Raw genomic sequence first — 24,732 nt, forward strand, 5'->3', positions numbered from 1 at the left:
CTTTTAATTTCTGTTCAGTTCAATGTGGCATAATGGCCACAAAGGAGTTGATATCGTGGAAAAGTCATTCTATTATTCAGTCGCATGGTCTGAGGTTAGCTATCTCAAGGACGCCCTACAAGCAATGGAGATTCCGTTTGTCATTGAGCAAAACAGCGAACGCCTACAACTAGAAGATGGCCATGTTGCTTTTGCTTTCCCGGACCTGCATGTTCGGGTTTATGGTAACGTCCGCGAACTGTTTGGCAGCCACGGACGCAGTTATCCTCAGTGAACGAGGTGTGCCGGCTCTTGTTGTTCCTCTGGTTTCACCCAAATCTCTTCTGCTGCCATCATCCAAGTTCCATCCTGTTCAGCAAGCATCGATCGTAGAACGGTTTCTGCAATGGCTTGGGCAGCTGCAGGTGGTACCGCATTTCCGATACGTTCTCTCCACTTGGCATCGTTATTGCCGACCAGTTCGAACGGAGTACCGTCATGCAGCAGGATAGGAAATCCTTGCAGCATTGCCAATTCAAATGTCGTAAGTGGGCGGTGCCATGTGCCATCCTCAGATATGATGACCCATGTCCCGCGCTCGTTGTCTGCTGGAATGCGTGGATCAGCAATTGCAGCCGCGCCAGCATGAATATCACCTGAACCAATCACTGTCTTGGCTGGCTCATTCCAATCCTGTACCCCAAGTGTTCCTGACCGTGGCGCGCAGCCAAGTCGTGGATCGGCGATACTCTGAGCTCCAGACTGAATATCCTGTGTTCCAGTTACCGTGCTTGCTGGTCCATCCCAAGCAAGAATCTGACGCTTATTGGTGTAACCCTTCTCTACACCGAGACGGGGGTCAGCAATGCATGGTGCGCCATTGTTTGGCCTCATAGCCCCCGTTATTGTGTTAGCCGGTTCCTCGTATCGCATCACCCGGTAAATTGCCCCGTGGGTGCCTTCCTTGAAGCCTGTGCGTGGATCAGAAATGCAGATTCCACCATTTGTCGGTCCACCTCCACTGGCGACCGTACCAGATACGTCATTCCAAGATGTAAGCTTGTAGGCGTGATTGAATTTTGGTGTTTCTTGAGAAAATCTCGGATCAGCTATGGAAACAGGTGCATTCATGATTCGTCCTGCCGATCGGATTGTCTGAGCAGCCTTGTCCCAATCCTGTACACCATAGCCGCTTGGATACATGGATTGCAGCGTTAACCTCGGGTCCGCAATAGCCTGGGTGCCATTGCTTCTGCCATATCCAGCAGCCCCTGTGACTGCTCCGCTAGGCTCTTCCCAATCTCCTACCGCCAATGCTCCCTTGCGCGGTTCGTAGGCAATCTGGTAATTCTCCCAATCAACTTTCTCAAGGTCCCTCCAATCACCACCTGCAGGTATTAGAGCTAATCTGACCCACGTTTTCCACTGAAGCCGTGGCAGTTTGTGCATAGGACCTGCAGTTGGATCATTCGGTAGCGGTAGAGGTCCGATTACTTCCCCAATGGCTCTTACTCGCCGGTGAGGTGGCTTATAGACAAAGTTCGAAAGCTTCTGAGGGTTTCGAGCGATTAGAAGGTATCGACGACGATGTTGAGCGAGCCCGCCAATCTCCCCGCAGTTGTGGCTTTCATCGTGAAAAACGTATCCGTACTTACCTAGTAGTTGTTTGATTTCTTTTAGCAAGGTAGCTCCCCGTGAAGTGATTCGAGGTACATTCTCTAAGAGGAAAAGGGAGGGCAAATCATCTTGGAACGCTTCGAGGCAAAGGCGCATACCTCTGACTGTGAGCTGATTAAGCGCTTGATATTTCATCGTTTTTGCTGACTTCTCCGGAAGTAAGCCGCTGAATCCTTTGCATGGCGGGCTTGTAAAAACAATGTCAGGTGATTGCCTGCCCGCAGCTCTCCAGATATCATCAGGCGTGACTTCTTGCCACTCATCTGGCGGTTCCTGTCCGTGAAAATCACGGTATTGTTGCCTGCTAAAAAGGTCCATTTGATATGCTGGGGCGCCGGTAATTCTTTCAAAATCAGTGCAACCATCCGGGTCTACATCAATACCAGCGACTGTCTCTATCTGACCGACAGCTCCACGCCATTCTTCTTTTGCTTGTTGAAATCCGAGCGCTCCGCCACCTATGCCGCAGAACAAATGCAGGGATGTAAATGTTGTCCTCATGCCTATTTCCTCCCGTTCCAAGGCGACACTGCTCCGCCTACTTTCCAGTTGTTCACTTTCGCGTTTACGATAGTTTGGTTGATCCTCTTTTGATCGGCAGTCTTAGGGAATCCCCGTCTCCACGGGTGGTCTAGGGCTGGTTTAAAGGCTGTCATGTGATTCCGCCTTTCTAGGGGAGAGGAGCAGCTTTATGCTGCCCCCGGTTCCTCGCCGTTTTGCTTTGCCATATGTTCAGCGACACGCTTTTTATATTCACGTAATTCAGCTGAAATTTTGGTTGAACTTACACTCAAACTTTGAGCAATTCTGATCCATGTTTCGCCGTTCTTTTTGCGCTGAAGTAGTTCCGGGAAATCAAACGTAAATTCATCAAATACCGGAGCCTGTCCGCTCAAGATAAATGCTTCCAGTGCTTCTTTGTCGATTGAAGCAGCAGCATCCCCTTGATTCTCTGTTTCCTGATCGTCACTGTCATCCGTGCCCACCTCGGATTCCTCATGACCTTGCTGCTCTGAATCAGGAGTGTCACCTTCTGATTCTTCGGATTGAATGTCTTCGGTGTCTTCCTCGTTTTCAGTGGAATCCTCATCCTCATTGTCTTCATCGTGTTCAAGGTCTTCGCCCTCGTCGCCATCAGTGTCCAGGTCATCGTTATTTTCATGGTCATCTTTGTGGTCATCCTCGCTATGCCCGCTGACAGTTGTAACGACTCCAGACTGATCGGTTGTGACAGAAAGCCCCGGACGTTGCGCCCTCTCCTCTTCGTCAAAATCTATAGCCATTTGTGGATTTCCTAGATGGACAACTACTTTATCCCCAACCATGTCGACAATGTCAGCCATAGCGTATGGATCAAGCTTCCCGACCATTTCCAAGTTCACAACAACCTTTTTATCATCCGTAGACATTTTCTTTACCACTGCCGTAAATTGTGCGTGTTTGCTCATCTTCTACACTCTCCCTTGGTTATATCGCTTTTTTCTCTTCGCGTTTTTTCTCTTTATACTCGTCGGTGGTGATCCAGCCGCCGTACTTCTTAACTTGTTTTAGCAAAGTGAGTTTTAGGTTTGGATATCTGTACTGGAACATCTTCGCCTTGAGCTTGAATGCTTCTGTCTCTTCGCCCTTGATGTCGATAACCTCCAGCGAGCCGTCCAAGTGAAGCACTTCAAAATCTGCTTTGTATGTTATTGCCTGAAGGTTCTTACCATTCCGCATGCATTTGTCCTGTAGAACGTAAACCGGTTGCAGCCGCATATCTTGAATTTCTCTAGCAGCAAGTTTTTCTTTTAAGACAAGGTAGTATTCGGACTCGGCCTTGGAGTCAAACTTGATGCCATCTACGTGAGTAATTTTGTTGTTATATTTGGGCACCTTCGGCTTATCACTATCTTGTTTGGCTGCTCTAACTCTACGTTTCATCCCTACGCCCCTCTCTTGATAGTCCGTTTTGTACCAGAGAAGCGATGAATCAAAACAAATTCTGTTTGGTTGTCTCTCTCTACGAACCAATTAGCAGGGTTAAGATTGCGTGCTTTTAATTCTTCTCTTTGTCGCCTGTTTGGTTTTTTACCTTGCTTCACGTTGGTCACCCTCCTTGTTTACTGATGTCTTATTGCCGCCACGGGCGATCTTCAGGCTCGTCATCATCAGGGACATCAGCAATGGACATTTGACGAGGTGCTAAATCAGCAAATTTATTGAACTCCTTCAGGAAAGCCAACTCTACCGTTCCAGTGGAGCCATTACGCTGCTTGGCAATGATGACCTCAATGATGTTCTTGTTATCTGTTTCCTTGTCGTAATAGTCATCACGGTACAAAAACGCTACGAGGTCGGCATCCTGTTCAATCGAACCGGACTCACGGATATCCGACATCATCGGACGTTTGTCCTGACGTTGCTCTACACCACGACTTAGCTGGGATAGCGCGATTACAGGGACATCAAGTTCGCGGGCAAGGGCCTTCAAGGCACCTGATATTCCTGATACTTCTTCCTGCCTGTTTTTTGTCTTTGAGCTCAAACGAACCAGTTGCAAGTAGTCGATCAGGATTGCTCCAAGTCTTCCGCCATTTTCGTTCATCAGTCGCATGGCTTTTGCCTTGATTTCACTGACTGTTATGGCAGGGGTGTCGTCGATAAATATTGGCTTTTTTGAGAGTTTTCCAATGGCACTGGTGAGTTTTTGCCAATCATCCTCTTCCAACTGCCCAGTTCGTAATCGGTCTGCCTCGATATGACCTTCAGAACTGATCATGCGCTGTACCAATTGCTCGGCGCTCATCTCAAGTGAAAATATAGCGATTGGGTCATTACCGTCTTCAGCTGCATTCTGGGCAATGTTTTGAGCAAGTGCCGTTTTCCCTACAGACGGACGAGCTGCTATGATGATCAGGTCTGATCTTTGAAGTCCACGAGTAATCCGATCCAAATCTTTGAAGCCAGTTGGCATCCCAGTAACCTCTCTCGCCTTGTTATTGGCGTTTTGCTCGATTGTCTCGTATACATTTAGCAGGACGTCCCTTGTTGATCGGAATCCCTTGCCATAGGCACTCGTTGTCACTTCTTGCAGCGTTTTTTCCATGCGCTCTATAGCTGATGCAATGCTGACCTCTTCCTCGATCAGACGGGGCAGCGTGAGCGCCATATGGTAAACCCTCCGAAGATTGGACTTCTCTCGAACAATTCCAGCGTAGTATTCGATATTGGCTGCTGTTGGAACTGAGCTGGCGAGTTCGGTAATGTACGTTACGCCACCAACTTCATCGAGCAGCTTTGCATCTTGTAGGTGAGCTGTCACAGTAACGAGGTCAATTGGTTTGCCAGTTTGTTTAAGATCGACCATGGATTGAAATATCTGCCTGTGCTGTGGCGAATACATGTCCTCTGGTTTACATATCGAGTAGACCAGAGGGTAATAGGTTTCGTTCAAAAACATCGTCCCTATGACGCTCTGTTCGGCCTGATGATTCATCAACACCTGGCTATTGGATTCAGGTATTACAGCGGTGTTATTCAAGTCCCTTCACCCTTCCAGCAAGCCAATCATGATTCTTGTCGCTTATGACTCCACGTTGGCTGTCGCCGTCGAGGGTGATGGTGATTGAGTTTTCCAAGATGCGATCCGCGATCCTTGCCCCCTGATTTCCCATCCACTGTTCAAGTCCGTCTGTCGTGAAATTGCTCGAGTAAATGATTGGTCTCTTTTTGCTCCTAGCATTGATTACATCCAGCAATTTCTCAGCTCGCGAGTCATACGGCACCTCACCACCTACATCATCGAGAAGTAGCACATCGCAACCGTATAGCACTTTCAGAAGCCGTTTTTCATACTCGTAGTCATCCACTTTGGTGACTTCACGGAAGCGTTGGAACATGTGGTACGTTGTCATGAACACTGCAGATATTTTCTTGCCCATCAATGCCTGATACAGCCCAGAGAGAAGGTGTGTTTTTCCCAATCCATTTGGTCCGTTTAAATAAAGACCCAGTCCTGGGCGTTGTTTCTGCCATTCGGTGTATGTACCCACGAAGTTGTTTGCTATCCTGATGGCATTTCCGCATCCCTTCTCCATGGTGTAATTTTCCAAGGTCGCCCCAGGAAGAAGCTTGTCCCGGCTAGTGAACTCATGGCATAGTGTCAACCATTCACGAGCCTGTTTTGCTTTTTCTTCTGCTTCCCTCGCTTGTGTCTCGCAAGCGCATGTGACCGTTCCCCATCGGATCTGACCGAGCAATACGATTTGTACAGGCTCAATACTCCGATGGCAGATAGGGCATTCCCTAGCAGGAGGCTTAGAAGCTTCGGCGCTTCTGGTGATACTCTGAACGTCCTGATTCAGTACCTGTTGCAGCGATTTCACGTCCTGCACCTCCTTGGTTCCTGAGTTTCAGCATCTTTTGCCGAGCCTCATATTCCGTTGTGTTGCGGATGATTCCGAAGGTGTATTCTTCTTTTTTGTCATCCTTTTGCATGATGTGGACCGTTAACGAATAAAGGATGATGGCAGCTCGACCGTCAGAGGTATCTGCAAGTTTTTTATTTTGCCAATAGTTCACAAGCTGATCCCATATCTTTGTTGCCTTGCTTGTTGCGATCCGTCCGGTAGCCCTCTTCAAGCGAATGGTGTTGAAATATTCCACAAAGAGGCGTCTTGGCAAAGAGGATATCGGGTTGACTTGCATTTGCGAGTCAACAAATGTCTCTACATGATCTACTCTCGACAACTGCTCGGGTAAGTCTTTTAAATGGTTCTTATGTTCATACTGCTGTTCTTGTTGTTTAATAAATAAAGATTGTCCCTCCTTTGTCCCTTCATAAGCATTTGATTGTCCCTTGATTGTCCCTTCTGTCATCTGCGAACCTCCTTCATCCCTAGAGCCACAAGGGTTTCCGCTTTCGTTTGATTGTCCCTTGATTGCCCCTTCGTTGTCAGTTGATTGTCCCTCCTTTGTCCCTTTTTCGGAGGAATTTTGCGCCCTGTATGAACTCAAATCTTGCATTTGGTTGTAGTGTAAAAGTGTGATGATAACCCCATCACATCTGCGTTTTGCAGCAGTAATTCGTATTAATCCATCCTTGACCAAGTGATTCAGGGATATGGTTATCTCTTTCCTGGACCAACCTACTTCTCGTCCAAATTCGGCTGCGTTAAACACTAACTCTCCGCGCTTTTCTCCAACTCCGTCCTTGTAGCTGGCACGCTCCATCAAATCTGCGAATAGAAGCTTGTCCCTTCTATTCCGGAAAGACAAACGGGGAAGGACCAAAAACCCCGTTGTCCCGTATTCTGCTTTGCCCATCCCCTGCCCCCTCTTGTGTTGCCTTTTGTAATCATTGCTTTTGTGTAACGATCACTGGCTTGCCAGTAAGCTCCTGTATCTCTTTCTTAAAGAGTGCTTCATCACTGTTGCTGTCGCTGAGGTGTAACAACCATATGCTTTGAACCTTTGACAGATCATTGGCTCGTAGGAACTCTTTGCAGTTTTCAAGACTAAAGTGTGAGCGTAAGAGACGCTTCCTCATGACGGTTGGCACCCGACCTGCAGCTATGTTCTCATCCAGAATCTTTAGGCTGTAGTTACACTCCAACATGATGTGTGTTAGGCCGTTGAATTTGTATTTGCAGTAGTAACTATCAGTGATGAACACCAGCTTCTCACCTGACCTATTCGCAAGAAGAAATCCGAGTGGTTCTGCAACGTCATGCTGTACATCAAACGGCAAGATCGTCCAGGAACCTAATGTGAATTGTTTCTGAGATTGAATGGTAACTGCTCGGTGACCTGTAACCTGCAAAGACTCAAGTGTTCCTCTGGACGCGTATACGTCGATGCCTGCCTTCATCACTTCTGCAATGCCCTTCACATGGTCGCCGTGCTCATGTGTCACGAGGCAACCCGCAATGCTTGATGTTTGGAACTGCAATGCGCGTTGAATGTCTTTAAAACGGATGCCGCACTCCAGTAGCAAGGCGGTAGTGCCATCTGTAATGTGATAGCAGTTTCCATGGCTGCTGGATGCCAGGGGGGTAATCTCGATCATTAGAAATCGGGTCCTCCGTTTGGAGTTTGTCTGTGGTTCATTTCAGGTTGTTCGTCAGCCTGTCCACTCATGAATGGTTCTGTTTCCGTATTTACAGGATGATTAGTAGGGGGTGTGTCCAGATCGATATCAATTGTTTTCCGATTTGCGTTATCGTTTATCTCTTGAGCAAGCTCAGCATCTGCAAACTCAGATTCCATTTGTTTCAGACGTAAGTAATCGTCATCAATTTTTTGGCTGTCGATGGTGATATCACTGTAAGCAGCTCTATAAATGGTTTTCCAGCACATTTGTTCATGCCAGCCCTCTACTTGCTCTTTCCCAACCTTTTTACCGTCTTCCCATTTGTCTTTCTCGCCACCCCAAAACTCAACGCTTGCATGGGTTGGCTTGCGTTTCAAAATATCCTTAATGCTCATTGTTACTAATTTATTTTTTGTAGGATTTTGCGTATACGAGTGATAATAAAATCCCCCTATGATCTCTCCGCGTTCAAATGGATTCGTTATCTCAAACTCATATGCTTCATGTTGGTTCGTCCGATCTTTCTTGATTGGTTTGAATTTATCTGTATTAAATACAAGTTCAACCGTGACGTGATCTGGCACGTTCAAACCGTATTTTGTGGCTTTTAGCTCGATTCCCCGATACCCTTCAATGAATCCAATATCGTACTTGTTCGTGTTGTTGTTCTTGAAGGGGATAAGGTTGATGTGGTTTGGTTGTGCTGGATCAAAACCAACCCTAGCCATGGAGACAACATCACGGGCAAGCTTGTCCATATTCACGTTGGCCCATGTCACTGGCAGGGGGTCACGGTATTTCTCGCTTTTTTTCAATCTCTTCTCTTCTGTTGACCTCAGTACAGAATCCAGCGAAATGAAATAATTCTGAGCAAGACGTTTTTGGAAATCCGTTAATGCAACTGTTCCAACATTGGTGCTAAATTCTGACACAACCTTGTTCATGAACCTCTCTGATTGCGATATCTCTTTCTTTACCAACTCATTTTGGTTTTCAACCAATTAGACCGCCTCCTTGATATTGACAGGAACTTCAACCCGTAATTGCTTGTCCTTCTCGCTTACGATCAAGCTGATGACTTGGGTGGATGTATCGATCATTTTGGTTACCGCTTCAGCGTTGTCCACGAAAATTGGGGCAGTAATGCCATAGTGTTCTGAAAGCGTATTGATGATATCAAGCCCTACATTGATGCGTGCTGCATTGTTAAGACCGCTGCCGTATGGGACTCCTTTGTAAAGTGTGTCGCAACGTTCTCTCAAGCCACCATTGATCTGCTGTTCAAACAACTTGAAGCGTGCATACTGAAACTTTCTATTAATTTTTGTTTCAAGCAGGCTGACCTTGGCCCGAATAAACTCTTCTGTTAGGTATTGCTCGTGCTGCAACTTCTCATATTCGGCTACGAGTTCTTTTTCTTGTGTTTTCAACTGCTCTATGCGTTGAGAGACGGTCTGAGCCAGGAAAAATTTTGCTTTATCTTGTTCTAGCTCATCTTTCTGCGCTTTCAAATTTTCAATTTCACCAGCCACCTTTGCAGCTGCTTCTTGAACAGAACTACGGACCTGTTCAATGTCTTGTTGAATACCGGAAATTTCCTTCTGCTTAGCGATGTAATCCGGGTCCATTTCCACATCAACCATGTTTGCTTGCAATGTTTGCAATTCGGATTCTGTCGAGTGGATCTCTTTCGATTTTTCCGCTACCAATTGTTCCAGCACTTCAATTTGCTGTTGGTTGACTTGATTGATTTGAATCAACCGGGTTGCCTCTTCTTTTGCTGCCCGTCCTTTTGCAGATATTTTCTCTAAACGCTCTGCCTTGCTGTGATTAAAATCAGATAACGCTTTTGTTCGTGCAGCTTCTATATTTTCTTCTGGCAATGATTGTCCGCATGTGGGGCAATTATTATCATGATGATGTTCGAATACCTCGTCGTTAACCTTATGCCACTGTTGACGGAGCCTATCTGCTTCCGCTGACTCAACAGATGCTTGCTGCTCATTTCTAGCTACCGCCCTTTTCATGTCACCGATTTGTTGATTCAATGTGGTGAATTGACTATTGAGGCTAGATAGTTCTTGGCGCTTTGCAGCTACCTTCTCTAAGCTTCCAGCCTGCAGATTGTTCTTAATTTGAAGGAGCTCCCCTTCAATCTCACGTATGCGGTTTTGTTTTACCGCAATTTCTCCCCCGGATCGTAGGCGAAAAGCTTCGGCTTCCTTGCTGCTTATCTGCTCTTGCAGAGCGCTTATACTTTCCACGATCTCTTTCTCATTCAGGCCCGATATATCCGGTGTGGAACGAGTTGCTTCATCAATTCGAACCGGAATCTTGTCCAGTTCTTTGCTGATCTCCGAGCACTTCCCGTCAATCACCTTTCGATGCTGTTCAATGCTTCTCTCATTCAAGATTTTTAGGAGAGGTGCCAAACTCTTTTCACTCTTGATTACTTCCTCATCAGTCACATCACCGCATACCTGGAGCAAAACCTTTCTACGAGCTTCCCAGTGAAGTTGTTCGTTAAAGTAGCTCGGATTCGTCAGGAGTTTAAACAAATCTTCGCTGACGATGTTTTCAACTTGTTCCTTGTATTCCTTGAGCTTTACAGGAACACCATCGACAAAATACTCTGTAGTGTGACCTGAAAACTCTTCTCTAGCTAAACCACGTTTTTTGGTCCACTTTTCAGTGAACACTTTTCGCAAGCTTTTACGCTGCCCATCCACCAACAGGGTCGCCTCAACTTCATGGGACAGACGGTGCATCTCCTTACCTTCTGCATCGAGTGTCTTTATTCCAAAATCTTGTTTATTCTGACTGTCCTTATCGAACAGCACCCATGTAAAAGCATCAAAAATGGTTGTCTTGCCTACAGCGTTATCACCGTATACTTTCACGCTTTCACCGTTTACCTCTAAGACAAATTCTTTGATGCCCTTAAAGTTAAGTAGAACCAGTTTCATCAAGCTGATTCGCTTCATGAATATACCTCCCACTTGTTTTTTGGGGGTCTATCCGCTACGATTGAATTGATTCCCAATCGTGCATCAAAGACCCGAGACTCAGCGGTGCAACGCTGGGTCTTTTATTGTTCTTCTTTGCAGTCATCGCAAGTTCGTGGATGTCCAGGCTCTTGTAAATCGTCCATATACGTACCGCAAACTTGGCACAAGAGACCAGATAGAATCATTTCCGCTACTTCTCCCACTATTACACCCCCTCTCAATTTGATCGCGAGGCGCCACCGTCCCAACCTCTACGGCAGCCGTTGTAGTTCCTTGCCTACGCCACGTCTTTTCCTCGCTATGTAATTTGTCAGAGTTATTACCCTGGGAGGTTTCAATCCTCCGTGGAAGGCTCAGTCTCATCGTGCGACCCTCATTCAATTTGAAAGGAGTCTGCTCTGAATCTTCCACGCAGGGCCGAAGCCCGCATTACTGCATGTGTCCTGTTAAACGTTCCATGGTTGCTCTCATTTCGTATAAATCACCATTCACAAGATGCTCCAACTCTAGAATTTTCTGATCAAGGACTTCTTTGTATGCCTCGATGGTCAATTCAATTACTGATTCATCTTTAATCCAGTAATTAGAATTTCCGTAATGAACATGAATTCGTTGCTCTTGTACCATTGCTGACAGCACTTGCTTTCTTCGGTCGATCTCTTCAAGCAACACTGCGATCTTCTTTGCCTTTTCAATTGTTTTCATAGTGCTCTCTCCATCCGTTTTTAGATTGATAGTTGCTATTTCAAAAGCCTCCGCGCTTGCTCTCTCGCTTGATCTTTAAAGTCTTCTTTTGCCATAGTTGCTCTTAGATCAACAAGGAACTCCAATTCTTCGATTACATCGCGTACAGTCCACTCAAGCGTGTCCATTTCCTCGTCTGAATCAAACGCCAATGTCTCTAGTTGCTGTTTTCGTATAGGCTCTGTCAGTTCAACATATTCCGGGAAATCAAGCAGAAGCTCGCTCAAGCTGTAATCCCTCCTTCACTGGTTCAGGAACATTGACAGGTTCCAGCTTGTTTAAAAAATCGCGGAGGCGGCAGATTTCTTCCCAGTTTTGAATGACAACCTCATGCCCTTCCCCCAATTTGGAGAAATCACTCATTTTCAGAACCCCGTTAGTTTGGTATGCCGCCCATCGATCACCTTTTATATCAATGTTTTCTACTGCCAAAATGCCTCTATCCAAAAGCGATTTAGTCATGGGCTTGCCCTCCTTGATCGAGTGTGTTACCATATCTACACAAACATTTGTTTCTGTTTTGATTAAGCCGTCTGTTCGCTGCAGGCGGTTTTTTCTTTGTATCGAGCTTTAATTTTTTCAAGCATCATTTCCTCACGTGCTTTCTTAATCTCCTCGACTTTATCCGCAATATTCCTATCTATGATTGGGTTCATTTCAAATCCATTTCGTTCCGATATGTCTGCTCTTTTTCGAAGTGTAGAAACAGCTAATCCCAATTCTTCCTCATCAAGTGGTTGTTGCCGCTTCACTTTTTCAGCTAAGAGCCACCGTCTATCTCTCAATAAATCCACTGGAGTGAGTGCTTCACGCCTTGCCATTTCAATAAGTGCCGTGTGTAATGCTTCACGATCTAAAACTGATATCAATGACAATGTTTCAGGCCCAAGATATGCGGTCATTTACCCTTCCCCCCATTGATCATTTTCAGCAATCCGTTTTTCGCCAGCTTTGAATGATGAAGTGTCCAATGTTTAATCCACGAAATCTTGTACTCCCTGCAAAGGACTGCGACCAAGTTCATTGCTGCTGTTACAACGTCCATCGCTTCTTGCACCAAGGCTTCCACATCTTGTCTCTCTTGTTGTGATAAAGCGCCTGGAGCAATCCTCATCAACCTTTGTTCAGCCACCTCAGTAACTTTCAAGAGTTGTTGCATTTCAAACTTGGTCTGATCAAGAACGGTGTGCCTGTTTATCTCCATTCGCTCACCGTCCAAGATCACCGGCCCAGTACCTGCTGCTGATTCCAACATGGCTGACATTGCAAGGAACGGGTTATCAGTTACCAAAACTGACTTTGACTTAATGTCTGGCGGAGCCACTGCTCTGCCATTCTTATAGGCACTCACGGATTCAGGGCTTACATGTGCATCTAGGCTGAAACTCAATTGAGTGATGCCTGCTTCCATAAGCGCCTGACCCAATTGTGGACCGTACTGATTTGCGCTCATGCGTTCGTGTCTCCTTTACTGTCACTATTTAATTGTCGATGTACAATGAATCTATGCTCATCTTCTAGATTCTCCCTCGGCCCCTTGATGAGCCGAGGCTTTTTTTCTAATGCGATTAGTTCATGTAGCCGTGTTTTGTAAGCAAGCAGTACAGGGTGTCGTCTTGCTCTTTTTTCACGAGACCATTTTGCAGATTGATTGACCTTTTTTGTGTACCAGCCAATCCGTTTCACAAGGACATCGAGCATGTCCAACTTGATCACCTCGCTTTCATCACACAACTGCATGCAGCGTCGAGTCATGGCAGTGACCCCATCTTGACCTTAATTCACCCTTACCTGATGAATGATGGAATGTATTATGGCGCGGCTCGTATCATCGCTCGCTCCCGCTCTTCGGCGCTCTATGCAGTTGTGTGGATGCTAGAAATCTATCAAGCTTGCTTTGGTTGAGCCTTTTGTTCAACAGCTTTCTTTGCTTTGTTTTTCTTAACTTCCAAACATGCTTTTTCCAATAAATCGCGAGGGAAAATACTCAACGGTATTACAATTTTTTCGTCAGTGGAATATGGCATGGTAGTTAGCTCCTTCTATCAAGATCATTGTTCTTTCAGGCCGGTTGAAGATTAAAAGTTGAGCTTTCATCAACTTTCTTTTCAAAAAAAAGGCGTGTTATCAGTTCCTCTAAGCTCATGTCAAACTTTTTAGCTAATAAAGGTAAATGTTCCGCTTTCAGTTTATTTTCACCATTTTCTATTCTTAGATAGCCACCAGCGGTTTGTAACCCAATGCACTCTGCCATCTCTAGAAGAGAATATTTTTTTTCCATCCGTAACTTTTTAAGCTCTTTATAGTTCATTTTCTCACCTCCTAATTTGATGTTTACTCAACCTTTAACCAAATAATAATTGAGCTTTGATCAAATGTCAATTGTATTTTTGCTATTTAATCAACTTTATTTTCAAATATTGATCAACATGTTATCCTTAGTTTGATTGTTTAGCAAAAAAGGAGTGCAGTTATAATGTCCCTTGGAGTTCGTATAAAATCAAAGCGTAAAGAATTGAAAATGACCCAAGTGGAAGTAGCTGCATTACTCGGTGTCGATAATACTACTGTTTCTAAATGGGAATCAGACACATATGAGCCAGACGTTGAAACCCTAAAAAAGCTCGCGGTCATCTTTAAAACGAGTACAGATTATCTTACTGGGAAAAATCAAAATGGAACTTTACTCACTGAAGAAAAAACCCGTGATCAACTGCTCCATGAAATTGTTGATGATCCAGATGATTATTTTTTTCTCGATGGTTATTTAGATGCACCTGAAGAAGAGAAGAAGGAACTGAGACGTTTATTTTATGAAAATAAAAAGAAGATGCGCGAGAACAACATCAAGCCAAGTGCACCAATGTCCCTTCGCGAATTCAATGAACAAATCAAAAAGCCAGAATAGTAGCTTTCGGCTTTTTATTTTTTGACCAAAATACGAACATATGTTTCCGGCATCACAAGGGGGATATTCATGCTCAAAGAGCTTTACCGTTCACAAACTTGGCTTGAAGAAATGGTTTACAATCTACTGCAATACCACGGAATTCAAACACCCGACGCTATAGACCTATATATGATTTGTAAAACTTTCCGTGTCGAGGTACAGCATTCAGATATAAGGAGTCAGACTTTGCAACATCCTTACAAACAAGGATGGCACGTCATTCGAGTAGACAGCAGACTACCACTCGAACAGCAGCGTGAGAAGATAGCCCATGAATTAGGGCACCTCATCTTGCATGTTGGAATCCAACCTGATCTACCTGAACTATTTGTAGTCTCTCAAGAATTCCAAACTAATCACTTTGCTGAGCATCTGCTGGTACCCTACTATATGTTTGATCACCTTGCCTACAAAGCATCAATCTTCGAAGCCCCAAAACTGATTTCGCATTTGTTTAAGGTCTCAGAACGGTTAGCCAAAAAACGCTTTGATAGATTCTTAGGAAGAATGTTTGTGAATGGTTATTCCCACTACATTTAGATTTATGGGGTGATTCATTAATGAGAGCTGCCATCTATACTCGTGTCAGTACAGAACGACAAGCTGAAGAAGGCTTTTCTTTGGAAGCACAGCACGACATCCTTATGAGTGTCCTTGAAAGGAAAGGATTAATCCTTTATCGGGTTTATTCCGATCCTGGCGTATCTGGTGGATCATTCAAACGTCCTGGTGTTCAGCAAATGATTACTGATATGAGAGCCGGGAAGTTTGAGGCAATCCTTATTCATAAATTAGATAGGCTAAGTCGTAATCTTGGAGACCTCTACACCTTTATTGATTTGATAAATAAACTCAATGTCCGATTGATTATTGCCGCTCAAGGATCTGAAGAAATTGATACCCGTTCACCAATGGGTAAAGCATTTTTATTTTTCAGTGGGATTTGGGCGCAGATTTATTTAGAAAATTTACGTGAGGAAACACTGAAGGGGTTAACAAAAAAGGTTCAGTCTGGCGGTAGGCATATTTCGCGTCCTCCCCTCGGATATATGTTCGATGATGACCGAAACATGCTAATCGTCGAGGATGAAGCAAAACTAGTAAGAGAGGTCTATACCAAGTATCTGGAAGGCAAAGGTGTAAACTGGATCGCACAATACATGAATTCGTTTTCTCGTGGTAAGGAAGGGGGCATGTGGGACAGTAAATATGTCCGTAACCTACTATCCAATTACACATATACCGGGAAAAATCATTTTAAACCTTCGCATTGGGAAGAAGAAAAGCGGATCATCACCGATGGCGATCATGAACCAATAATCCCGGAGGAAGACTTCAATAAAGTTCAAATTATAATGTCCCGTCGTAGTAACAATCACATGTCAAAGCACAGTTATGAATATGCCTATGGTGGAATTGTTAGATGTGCGAAATGCGGTGCCACCTATGTAGGATATGGTTCCAAACATGGAGGTGTAGAATACAAATCATATAGGTGCCGTAACAACTATTCCAATAAAACCTGCAGCTCCCCTTCAATAAGCGAAATAAAGTTAAACAATCTTATTTTCGATCGGTTACAGGTTCTTAATGATGGTATTAATGACAAACCGGCTAATAAATCAAAGGATAAACGTTTGCTTCAAAAGGAAGTAGAAACAAGCAATAGGCGACGCAAAAACTGGATGATTGCGCTTGGCGATGGAAAGTTATCTCCAGAGGATTATGCAATGCTGATCGAAGAAGAGGATCTGCGTATGCAATCCATTTATGAGGAATTTAAAGAGGAAGAATACACTAACCAATTAACTACCTCTGAACTCAAACAGACTATGTTAAATCTAAGAGAAAACTGGTCATATATCGAACCAGCAACCCAAAAGCAATTGGTACAGTCGATGTTCCGAGAAATTGTCATTGAAAAAATTGAAAAAATGTGGGTCATTCAGAAAATCTTATCTGTATAAATTAAAAAAACCGCCTAACCGGCGGTATTTTATTCGGTACTTAAGTGGAGGCGGGGGGATTCGAACCCCCGTCCGAAAACAGCGATACATGAGCATCTCCGAGCGCAGTCACTCATTTCAATTTCGGCACCGGATTCGCGGAGTGACGCGCTGACCCGTTACCTAGCCTGATTGATCTTCTTCCTTTGGCTCCAGGCGGAAGCCTCCGGCGTATCCCACTAAAGTTGAGCGCTAGTCATGCCACATGGGCGATGGAATGGTAGCGCCTCACTGGTTATTAAGCAGCGAGAGAAAGTTGTTTGTTGCCAGTTAATGGCGTTCCGCGTTGTTGACGAGGTCCGCAGCCCCCCGGCTCGCTTCTCATGCTCTACCATCCCCGTCGAATCCAGAACGCCCCCAGGTATAAGAGGATGTTTAAAAATTCCGGCTCTCTCTCGCCCTTTTGTGGAACAATCGAGCAACCCGCCTTTTCAAACTGGCTCTATAAGGAAAGGTGACAAAAAGTCTAGGTGACGAAAAGGACTAACCGTTCAACACCTAGACTGTAGTAGTTGTTAACACAGTGTGTACTGCTTGCTGCTTATTTAATATAGCACATCCGTGATGCAAAACTCAACGTTGATTCCTGCCAAGCCTGCCAGAGTGCACCATTTGCGCAAAGCCACCTGCAAAGCGTGGCTACGCTCCTATACCTTCTGCCGCTCGCGCAGGGCACGCTCTACTTCACGCGCTGCGTCCTTCTTCTTGAGGTCTTCGCGCTTGTCGTAGTTCTTTTTCCCTTTGACGAGTGCCAGCTCGACCTTGGCCCAGCCACCCTTCAAATAAATGCTGAGCGGAACCAGCGAATACCCTCGTTCGCGAATCAAACCATTGAGCTTGAGGATTTCCAGACGTCCCATTAAAAGCTTGCGTGTCCGCTCCGGCTCATGATTAAAGCGATTCCCCTGCTCGTACGGACTGATGTGTACGTTGTACAACAGCAACTCGCCGTCCTGCACACGGGCAAAGCTGTCCTTGAGCTGCACGCGGGCAGCGCGCACTGATTTGATCTCCGTACCGGTCAGAGCAATCCCTGCTTCGAATACTTGCTCGATATGGTAATCATGGCGTGCTTTTCGATTTTGGGCGACTGTCTTGGTTCCGGCTTTATCCTTTGACATGGAGATCACCTCGCTTGCGTTTGGTAACAGTTAGTCTAGCAAATTTTTCCCTTTGTGGCAAGCCATTTACCGGGTAAAGTCAGCAAAATGGCTCTTACACAAATGTTTAACGACGCTTCCGCTTCACCTGGCTGGCAACATTCTTGCGGTTCTTTTTCTTGGACTTTACGAGATCTTCCCAGAACCCTTTTTCACGTTGCGTTGGTGTTTCAGCTGCTTCCCCATTCCCAAGCGGTACAACGGCTTCACTGCCAGGAGCAGCCTTGGTACCTGCCCGACGAGGTGGCTTGTTGCCTTCACTCTTTCGACGATCCTTATATTTTTGCCGGATTTCTGCCGGATGCTTCTTGTCTTTTTGACGATCTGGACGCTCTGGACGACCAGTACGAGAACGATCCTGCTTGCCACGCGTAGGCTTGCGATCTCCGCTGCGACCATCGATGACACGAGGTGTACGCTCACGGCTACCGCGGAAGCCTGCTGCTTTGGTCATGCCGACAATTTCGAAGTCGATGGTCCGTTCATCTACGTTGACATTCGCGACGCGTACCTGCACGACATCCCCGATCCGATACTGCTTGCCCGTCCGCTCACCGACGAGTGCAAACATCTTCTCGTGATAATGGTAGTAGTCGTCTGTCAAAAAGCTGACGTGTACCAAGCCCTCAATCGTGTTTGGCAGCTCGACGAAAATCCCGAACGAAGTCACACTGGAGATAACGCCTTCGAATTCCTCTCCGACTCTCTCCTTCATGAACTCTGCTTTTTTCAGATCATCGGTTTCACGCTCTGCATCTACAGCGAGCCTTTCACGCTGGGAAGCATGCTCGGCAATGACAGGCATTTGCTCTGCCCAATAGCTCAGACGCTTTTCCGACAACTGCTCGCCCTGCTCGATCCAGTCGCGAATACGACGGTGAACGATGAGGTCCGGATAACGGCGGATCGGAGAGGTAAAGTGCGTGTAAAACTCCGTAGACAAGCCGTAGTGACCGAGACTTTCCGCGTCATAACGCGCTTGCTTCATCGAACGCAGCATGACCGTGCTAATAATGATCTCTTCTGGCGTCCCTTTTACCTCTTCCAGCAATTGCTGCAAGGCACGTGGGTGAACCGAATTGCCTTTTCCACGAATCGAGTACCCGAAGTTCGTAATGAACTCCATAAACGCCATGAGCTTTTCACTGTTCGGATCTTCGTGAATGCGGTACATAAATGGCTGCTTCATCCAGTGGAAATGCTCGGCTACCGTTTCGTTTGCGGCCAGCATGAACTCCTCGATCATTTGCTCAGCGATGGAGCGTGTACGGAAACCGATATCTGTTGGAGTTCCCTCTTCGTCCACGAAAATTTTCGCTTCGCGGAAATCGAAGTCTATCGCCCCGCGCTGCATCCGTTTTGCTCGGAGCTTCAGCGCCAGTTGTTCCATCTCCTGGAACATCGGGACCAGCTCGCTGTATTTTTCGATCAATGCCTCGTCCTTATCAACCAAAATGCTGCGTACATCTGCATACGTCATCCGTTCATTTGTCCGAATCACACTGAGGAAAATATCGTATTTCACAGGGTTTGCGTTTTGGTCCATCTCGATATCGCAGGAGATCGTCAGGCGGTCTACCTGCGGATTGAGACTGCAAATCCCGTTGGACAAACGATGTGGCAGCATCGGGATCACGCGGTCCACCAAGTAAACGCTCGTGCCACGACGATACGCTTCATTATCCAGCTGGGATTTCTCGCGCACGTAGTAGCTGACGTCTGCAATATGCACGCCGAGACGCACATTCCCGTTAGGCAGCTTTTCCAAAGAAACGGCATCATCCAGGTCCTTGGCATCTGCTCCATCAATCGTAACCATCATACGATCGCGCAAATCGCGACGACCGCGAATTTCATCCTCGGAAATCTCATCAGGCGCCGCATCTGCCTCAGCCAACACGTCCTCTGGAAACGCTTCTGGCAAATTAAACTTGCGGATAATCGATAAAATGTCGACTCCCGGATCGTTTTTGTGCCCCAGAATTTCGACGACCTCTCCCTCAGGATTCACCCGGCCTTCTGGATAACGAACGATGTTGACAACTACCTTGTGACCATCTACCGCCCCGTTGTAAGCTTCCTTGGGGATAAAAATGTCTTTGCCGATTCGCTTTTCATCCGGAATGACAAACGCATAATGCTTTTCGTCCTGAAATGTACCGACCACTTGCTTGATACCGCGTTCCACAACACGAATAATGCGTCCCTCCAGGCGATTTCCGCCTGCTTCCTTTTCTACCCGTACATATACCGTATCACCGTGAATAGCCCCGTTCATATCATTGGCATGAACATAAACGTCTTCCATGCCCGGCGTTTCTTGTATGATGAAGCCGAAGCCTTTCGGATGACTTTGCAGCCGTCCTTTCACCAAATTCATTTTTTCTGGAACTCCATAGCGGTCGGCTCTCGTACGAATAACCTCTCCGCTTGCTTCCAGTGTATTGAGCGTCTTCACCAATTCTTTAAATGCCCCCGAATCTGCAAGCCCAAATGCTTCTTCCAATTCTTTCACCGTCATCGGGTGGTATGCTTGCTCTCTCATAAATGCCAGAATATCTTGATCCTTCATTCACAAACCTCCTTTGTCGCGTGGCGTTGCCGCGCTATTTCTTTTATCCTTTACTATGTAGTATTCACCGCTCGCACCCGTCGCAATCGGAATAGAGAAAAAGACAGCAAGTCGCACTCGCTGTCTTTCGGCCATACGTCTATTACGCTCCAGTTTTCAAGAAATAACCGAGCAAAATCGCAAACAGCATGAATCCAATTGCGAATCCTACGGTCAGTTTTCCTAAAAGTGCATCGATCCCGCGGGCTTTTTGTTTGCCCATCAGTTGCTCAGCACCGCCACCAATCGCACCCGAAAGGCCGGCACTTTTTCCAGATTGTAGCAATACGACGATAATTAAGCCAATACTTGCAATCACAAGTAAAATTTTAGCAGCCAATGCCATCTTCATTCACCTCAAAACGTATTTCCAAGGCATACACGGTAAAAACCAATACAAACACTTTATCACACTTGATGGACGACAGCAACCTGCTATCCCTTCCATAATATAAGAGAATATCTGTTAAATAATATTTGCACAGATTAGGTAGAATATAGGAAAGTTAGGAATGTATAAAAAGGAAAATTGTGTACTTTCTTTGTCGGTTTGGCAGTCTCCTTGCAACTGTCAAGATTTTGCCGTAAAATTGCAGTTGAACCTTTATTATTATCTGCTTTGGGAGGTCTTTGTCAGATGGCTGGGTCCAACAAAAAAGACATGAATCAAAACGACGTAATTGATTCCGCGAAGGCCTTTTTCACTTCGTTTGGTATCTTGTTTCTAGTTTTTCTCATTGCACTCGTAGGATCGATTATTTTTCCACCACAACACGGCGGTGAAGCACAGGGCGAAGGTGGAGCACCTACTGCAAACATTGACGCTGCTGCTATTTTTAAACAAAACTGCTCATCCTGTCACGGTCAAAACCTGGAAGGAATCGCAGGTCCAAACCTGACAAAGGTTGGGGCAACACACAGCGCAGAGGATATCGCGAAAATTATTAAAGAAGGTAAAGGCGGCATGCCACCAGGAATGCTGAAGAAGCAACCAGAAATTCAAGCGGTTGCACAATGGCTGTCTGAACACAAATAAGTACATAGATAGCTATAGTGAAACACCGAAGACTCGTCCTCTTCGGTGTTTTCTTTCGTTAAGGGGGGATTTCATGAAAACGACAATCGAGATTGAAGCACTCGGCAAACAATTTCATTCTCACTCGGGCCAATGGTTATTTCAACATCTCGACGCCAAAATCACCGAACCTACTACCATCGGGATTCTAGGTAAATCCGGGCAAGGCAAAAGCACCCTCCTCCGAATCCTGGGCCGTCTCATCCCACCGGACAGCGGTACAGTTCGTCTAAACCAAAAGGATATCACGCAATGGGAAGCAGCAGAGTGGCGTATGAATATGAGCTATGTCGCTCAGCAAGCTGTCATGCTCCCAGGCAGTGTTGAAGATAATCTGCGTACCGTAAGTACACTACACCAGCGTCCGTTTGACCAAAAACAGACGCGTGACCTACTCGAACAGCTTTATCTGGAAAACCTGGATTGGGGAAAGTCAGCTCAGCAGCTGTCAGGCGGCGAAAAACAACGACTTGCCCTTGTCCGTACCCTTTTGCTCCAGCCCCCCGTTTTATTATTAGATGAAGTAACGGCTTCACTCGACGCTTTGAGCAAACAAGCTGCACAGCGCCTTCTTCTCGATTTGCATGCACAAACGGGCACGACCTTGATCTGGATTACGCACGATCTCGAAGAAGCGCGTATCGCCTGCAAACGCATCTGGTTTATGGCGAATCACCAGCTTCTCGAGGACGCTCCTAGCGAATCCTTTTTTCATGCACCGCAAACAGCAGAGGCGAAAAACTTTTTGCACAATCAGATTTCGACGGTTGCTGCCACTGAGGAGGAGCACAGATGACGTATACATCGATGTGGTTCGCTTTCGCCTTTGTCTTGATCGCCCTCTTGCTCTCTGTCTGGCAAAAGCTCGGATTGGAAAAAGAAATAGCAATTGGCACCATCCGTTCCACCGTTCAGCTGCTCGCAATTGGCTATGTATTGCAATTCGTCTTTCATTCAGACAACGCTCTTTTCATTATAGTTCTGATTATGATGATGATTTCGGTAGCTTCCTGGAATGCCGCCAGCAGGGGCAAAAACCTGCCGGGAATCTTTTGGCGGATTGCGCTCTGTCTATTCATTACGGAGTTAATCACTATGGGGCTTATGGTGACGCTTGGACTCGCTACCCCTACCCCACAGTACCTCATTCCAATGAGCGGTATGATTATCGGTAGCTCGATGATCGTCTCCAGCCTGTTTCTGACGCATATGAATCGTGAAGTAGAAACTGCAAAAGGCGAGATCGAAACACTCCTCAGTCTTGGGGCAACTACCCGCCAAGCCGTTCAGGGCGTTTTGAAGCGCGCTGTAAAGGCTAGCATGATCCCTACCTTTGATACCATGAAAACGATCGGGCTCGTACAGCTTCCCGGCATGATGACAGGCATGATTGTCGCAGGTGCAAGCCCTATCGAGGCTGTCCGTTACCAAATTCTGATCATGCTCAGCTTTTCTTCTTCTGCGGCAATCTCTGCCGTTCTAATCAGTCTGCTTAGCTACCGGCTCTGGTTTACCAAAGACTCCATGCTTCGCCTATAGTCCTTTTCCAAAAACTGTCGATCGTTCTCCGACAGTTTTTTTTTGCATTTTTGTAATGAAACGATATGTGAGTCGTCAAATTACAAGTAGAAAGAGCAAAGGTGGTTCAGCTATGGACAAAAACGAAATGATTGAACAATGGTTTCTGCGCTATAGCGACGACATTTACAAGTTTCTCGTCTACTACACCGGAAACAAAGATGTAGATGATCTCGTACAGGATGTCTTTCTCAAAGCGCTACGCTCATTGGATTCGTTCGAAGGTAGATCCCAGCCGAAAACTTGGCTGTTAACGATTGCCCGTCATACTGCGATTGATTATGCGCGGAAACAACGATTTCGGAATTGGCTGCCTGACAAATGGCTCACCCACCTGAAATCGGAGGAACGGACACCTGAAGAAATCCTCAATTTGCAGGAGGAGCAGCAAGCCCTATACCAAGCGATCCAGCACGTCAAGCCAGCTTACAGGGAAGTCTTGATATTACGCGGAATCAAAGGCCTTTCCTCAAAAGAAACCGCAGAAATTATGAATTGGTCAGAAAACAAGGTAAATGTAACTCTCCATCGTGCTATGAAAGCCGTCAGGGAAAAGCTGGAGCAAGATAGAAAGGAGATGATTGAGAATGCCATTTAATACAGACGAACAGCTTTTAGACGAAATGAAAGGACTACCCGATATGAAAATGAAGCCAGACAAAAAACAAGGGATTGTAAATGCCATTCGCCAAGAAGATAGCCGCAAGAGGGTACATGCCAGCACCCGTTTCTCCACTTTCGGAAAAGGCGTAGCGATTTGCTCCGTTCTCGTTGCAGCCTTTTGGATGGGCGCTACGCTCGTAGGCAATAATCAGCCGAGCGCGATGCCGCCAGACACGCCGCCTCAAACGACAGTTCCAGGAACCTCGGCATCCCTCGGAACTGGGGCAAATCATGGGGGCACAACCAATCCATCACCAGTCGTATCTCAATCGGAGGAGCTCCTCGCGAGCATCCGAAAGCAAGCGGAAAAAGGCTTGGTCATAGGCGTTCCTTATCCAGTGGAAACGACTGTTTTTGATCAGATCGAAAAGGATTGGGGTAATCCTGACATAAAAGATAATGCAAACGGCCTCTCCTACGCCACTTATAATGGTAAGCAAGTCGCGTTTGGCTATAACAAAGGGATGCAAATCGTAGACATTCGTTCATCTGATCCACAGCTGCAAAAAATTACGTTGTCTGAAGTTGTAAAAAAATGGGGCCAACCGAACCGAGTAAGTGAATACGGTAACAAAACGATCTACACCTATGATGTAACCCCCAAATATCAAGTGAAAATGATCTTTCAAGGTACCAAGAGTACAAGCAATGGCGAACTGCTTCTCGTTCGTTATAACCTCTACTACCCGGAAGGCAATAAAAATCTAATGCTCTATGGCAGCAATGCAGATATGTTGAAAGACCTTCGTGAGCTCGCCAAAAACGGGCAAACATTCGGCAGCTCCTACCGCGTAGAAAAAGATGTTTTCGATGAAATCGAGAAGGTACTTGGCAAGCCGAACAACATCTCCACCATCAAAGGCATCACATACAACACTTATCGTGATCTCGGTCTCGTCTTCGCCTTTAACAAAGGCATGCAGGTCGTCGATATTCGCTCCTACGATCCAAGACTGCAAGCCATCTCACTCGCAGAAGTGAACCAAGCACTCGGTGAGCCACAAAGCAAAACGACACTGAACGGCGAAACGATCTACACCTATAAAGTAAATGACAAATACGAGCTGAAGATCATCTTCACAGGTGTGACGGATAAAAAGCAAAGCACGCTCTACATCGACCACGTCAATATTTACTACCCGCGCGGCACGATCAACAATATGGCTGGCTAAAAACAGGAAAGCAAACAAGCCCGAGCACATTGACTC

31 protein-coding genes and 1 other RNA gene are annotated in these 24,732 nt (G+C 46.0%); 9 read left to right on the forward strand and 23 right to left on the reverse strand.

Annotated features, from left to right (window positions below):
- Positions 1-55: 55 nt before the first annotated feature.
- On the forward strand, positions 56-274 hold the full coding sequence (locus SB752_RS17285) for a hypothetical protein (protein WP_410716854.1): 219 nt from the start codon (positions 56-58) through the stop codon (positions 272-274).
- Here SB752_RS17285 and SB752_RS17290 read toward each other — a convergent pair.
- The 18 genes from SB752_RS17290 to SB752_RS17375 form a co-directional block, all read right to left on the reverse strand.
- Positions 268-2,157, reverse strand: a complete 1,890-nt coding sequence (locus SB752_RS17290) for a DNA cytosine methyltransferase (protein ID WP_410716855.1) — start codon at positions 2,155-2,157, stop codon at positions 268-270. The genes SB752_RS17285 and SB752_RS17290 overlap by 7 nt on opposite strands.
- Before the next feature lie 188 nt (positions 2,158-2,345).
- The gene (locus SB752_RS17295; protein WP_410716856.1) at positions 2,346-3,104 is read right to left on the reverse strand and encodes a hypothetical protein; all 759 of its coding nucleotides are present in this window, start codon (positions 3,102-3,104) and stop codon (positions 2,346-2,348) included.
- A gap of 19 nt (positions 3,105-3,123) precedes the next feature.
- Complete coding sequence (locus SB752_RS17300) at positions 3,124-3,579, reverse strand: DUF1064 domain-containing protein (RefSeq protein ID WP_410716857.1); 456 nt, start codon at positions 3,577-3,579, stop codon at positions 3,124-3,126.
- Positions 3,580-3,581: 2 nt separating this feature from the next.
- The gene (locus SB752_RS17305) at positions 3,582-3,740 is read right to left on the reverse strand and encodes a DUF6906 family protein (protein ID WP_410716858.1); all 159 of its coding nucleotides are present in this window, start codon (positions 3,738-3,740) and stop codon (positions 3,582-3,584) included.
- Between the two features lie 29 nt (positions 3,741-3,769).
- A complete protein-coding gene (gene dnaB, locus SB752_RS17310; RefSeq protein ID WP_410716914.1) occupies positions 3,770-5,134 on the reverse strand; it encodes a replicative DNA helicase in 1,365 nt (454 codons plus the stop codon).
- A 37-nt stretch (positions 5,135-5,171) separates the two neighbouring features.
- A complete protein-coding gene (gene zapE, locus SB752_RS17315) occupies positions 5,172-6,023 on the reverse strand; it encodes an AFG1/ZapE family ATPase (RefSeq protein ID WP_410716859.1) in 852 nt (283 codons plus the stop codon).
- A complete protein-coding gene (locus SB752_RS17320) occupies positions 5,956-6,963 on the reverse strand; it encodes a hypothetical protein (protein WP_410716860.1) in 1,008 nt (335 codons plus the stop codon). The genes zapE and SB752_RS17320 overlap by 68 nt, the downstream gene beginning before the upstream one ends.
- A 31-nt stretch (positions 6,964-6,994) precedes the next feature.
- Positions 6,995-7,705, reverse strand: coding sequence for an MBL fold metallo-hydrolase (locus tag SB752_RS17325; RefSeq protein WP_410716861.1), 711 nt, complete (start codon positions 7,703-7,705; stop codon positions 6,995-6,997).
- A complete protein-coding gene (locus SB752_RS17330) occupies positions 7,705-8,730 on the reverse strand; it encodes a recombinase RecT (RefSeq protein WP_410716862.1) in 1,026 nt (341 codons plus the stop codon). Before SB752_RS17330 ends, SB752_RS17325 begins: the two co-directional genes overlap by 1 nt.
- Positions 8,731-10,713, reverse strand: coding sequence for an ATP-binding protein (locus SB752_RS17335; RefSeq protein WP_410716863.1), 1,983 nt, complete (start codon positions 10,711-10,713; stop codon positions 8,731-8,733).
- A 104-nt stretch (positions 10,714-10,817) separates the two neighbouring features.
- On the reverse strand, positions 10,818-10,940 hold the full coding sequence (locus tag SB752_RS17340; protein WP_410716864.1) for a hypothetical protein: 123 nt from the start codon (positions 10,938-10,940) through the stop codon (positions 10,818-10,820).
- A gap of 226 nt (positions 10,941-11,166) precedes the next feature.
- A complete protein-coding gene (locus tag SB752_RS17345) occupies positions 11,167-11,442 on the reverse strand; it encodes a hypothetical protein (protein WP_410716865.1) in 276 nt (91 codons plus the stop codon).
- 35 nt (positions 11,443-11,477) lie between these two features.
- The gene (locus SB752_RS17350; protein ID WP_410716866.1) at positions 11,478-11,708 is read right to left on the reverse strand and encodes a hypothetical protein; all 231 of its coding nucleotides are present in this window, start codon (positions 11,706-11,708) and stop codon (positions 11,478-11,480) included.
- Entirely contained in the window at positions 11,689-11,943 is a 255-nt protein-coding gene (locus SB752_RS17355) for a hypothetical protein (protein ID WP_410716867.1), read from the reverse strand. The genes SB752_RS17350 and SB752_RS17355 overlap by 20 nt, the downstream gene beginning before the upstream one ends.
- 62 nt (positions 11,944-12,005) lie before the next feature.
- A complete protein-coding gene (locus tag SB752_RS17360; RefSeq protein ID WP_410716868.1) occupies positions 12,006-12,383 on the reverse strand; it encodes a hypothetical protein in 378 nt (125 codons plus the stop codon).
- On the reverse strand, positions 12,380-12,934 hold the full coding sequence (locus SB752_RS17365; RefSeq protein WP_410716869.1) for an XRE family transcriptional regulator: 555 nt from the start codon (positions 12,932-12,934) through the stop codon (positions 12,380-12,382). Before SB752_RS17365 ends, SB752_RS17360 begins: the two co-directional genes overlap by 4 nt.
- Before the next feature lie 433 nt (positions 12,935-13,367).
- Entirely contained in the window at positions 13,368-13,508 is a 141-nt protein-coding gene (locus SB752_RS17370; RefSeq protein ID WP_410716870.1) for a hypothetical protein, read from the reverse strand.
- 35 nt (positions 13,509-13,543) lie between these two features.
- Entirely contained in the window at positions 13,544-13,792 is a 249-nt protein-coding gene (locus tag SB752_RS17375; protein WP_410716871.1) for a helix-turn-helix domain-containing protein, read from the reverse strand.
- A gap of 165 nt (positions 13,793-13,957) precedes the next feature.
- Between SB752_RS17375 and SB752_RS17380 the strand changes: the two genes are divergently transcribed.
- From SB752_RS17380 to SB752_RS17390, 3 genes are all read left to right on the forward strand, one after another.
- A complete protein-coding gene (locus tag SB752_RS17380; protein WP_410716872.1) occupies positions 13,958-14,389 on the forward strand; it encodes a helix-turn-helix domain-containing protein in 432 nt (143 codons plus the stop codon).
- Between the two features lie 69 nt (positions 14,390-14,458).
- Entirely contained in the window at positions 14,459-14,971 is a 513-nt protein-coding gene (locus SB752_RS17385) for an ImmA/IrrE family metallo-endopeptidase (RefSeq protein WP_410716873.1), read from the forward strand.
- Between the two features lie 20 nt (positions 14,972-14,991).
- Entirely contained in the window at positions 14,992-16,398 is a 1,407-nt protein-coding gene (locus SB752_RS17390) for a recombinase family protein (protein WP_410716874.1), read from the forward strand.
- Positions 16,399-16,440: 42 nt separating this feature from the next.
- Here the strand turns inward: SB752_RS17390 and ssrA are convergent.
- From ssrA to secG, 5 genes are all read right to left on the reverse strand, one after another.
- Positions 16,441-16,796, reverse strand: a transfer-messenger RNA (tmRNA) gene (gene ssrA / locus SB752_RS17395).
- Positions 16,797-17,084: 288 nt separating this feature from the next.
- Positions 17,085-17,558 (reverse strand): SsrA-binding protein SmpB, encoded by a 474-nt coding sequence (smpB, locus tag SB752_RS17400; RefSeq protein WP_376909284.1) that lies wholly within the window; start codon positions 17,556-17,558, stop codon positions 17,085-17,087.
- Positions 17,559-17,664: 106 nt separating this feature from the next.
- Positions 17,665-20,169 (reverse strand): ribonuclease R, encoded by a 2,505-nt coding sequence (gene rnr, locus SB752_RS17405; RefSeq protein WP_410716875.1) that lies wholly within the window; start codon positions 20,167-20,169, stop codon positions 17,665-17,667.
- The gene (locus tag SB752_RS17410; RefSeq protein ID WP_410716876.1) at positions 20,170-20,304 is read right to left on the reverse strand and encodes a hypothetical protein; all 135 of its coding nucleotides are present in this window, start codon (positions 20,302-20,304) and stop codon (positions 20,170-20,172) included.
- Positions 20,305-20,311: 7 nt separating this feature from the next.
- Positions 20,312-20,554: a preprotein translocase subunit SecG gene (secG, locus tag SB752_RS17415; RefSeq protein WP_103109606.1), complete on the reverse strand. Its 243-nt coding sequence runs from the start codon at positions 20,552-20,554 to the stop codon at positions 20,312-20,314.
- Positions 20,555-20,845: 291 nt separating this feature from the next.
- Here secG and SB752_RS17420 point away from each other — a divergent pair, with 291 nt between their 5' ends.
- The 5 genes from SB752_RS17420 (at position 20,846) to SB752_RS17440 (ending at position 24,696) form a co-directional block, all read left to right on the forward strand.
- Positions 20,846-21,244 (forward strand): YqzM family protein, encoded by a 399-nt coding sequence (locus SB752_RS17420; protein ID WP_312113441.1) that lies wholly within the window; start codon positions 20,846-20,848, stop codon positions 21,242-21,244.
- Positions 21,245-21,317: 73 nt separating this feature from the next.
- Entirely contained in the window at positions 21,318-22,079 is a 762-nt protein-coding gene (locus tag SB752_RS17425; protein ID WP_410716877.1) for an ABC transporter ATP-binding protein, read from the forward strand.
- Positions 22,076-22,822, forward strand: coding sequence for an ABC transporter permease (locus SB752_RS17430; protein ID WP_410716878.1), 747 nt, complete (start codon positions 22,076-22,078; stop codon positions 22,820-22,822). The genes SB752_RS17425 and SB752_RS17430 overlap by 4 nt, the downstream gene beginning before the upstream one ends.
- A gap of 112 nt (positions 22,823-22,934) precedes the next feature.
- Complete coding sequence (locus tag SB752_RS17435; protein ID WP_410716879.1) at positions 22,935-23,459, forward strand: RNA polymerase sigma factor; 525 nt, start codon at positions 22,935-22,937, stop codon at positions 23,457-23,459.
- Positions 23,449-24,696, forward strand: coding sequence for a YjgB family protein (locus tag SB752_RS17440; protein WP_410716880.1), 1,248 nt, complete (start codon positions 23,449-23,451; stop codon positions 24,694-24,696). The genes SB752_RS17435 and SB752_RS17440 overlap by 11 nt, the downstream gene beginning before the upstream one ends.
- Positions 24,697-24,732: the final 36 nt, after the last annotated feature.

This window comes from Brevibacillus sp. SIMBA_040 (assembly GCF_046535075.1).
GTDB lineage: Bacteria > Bacillota > Bacilli > Brevibacillales > Brevibacillaceae > Brevibacillus.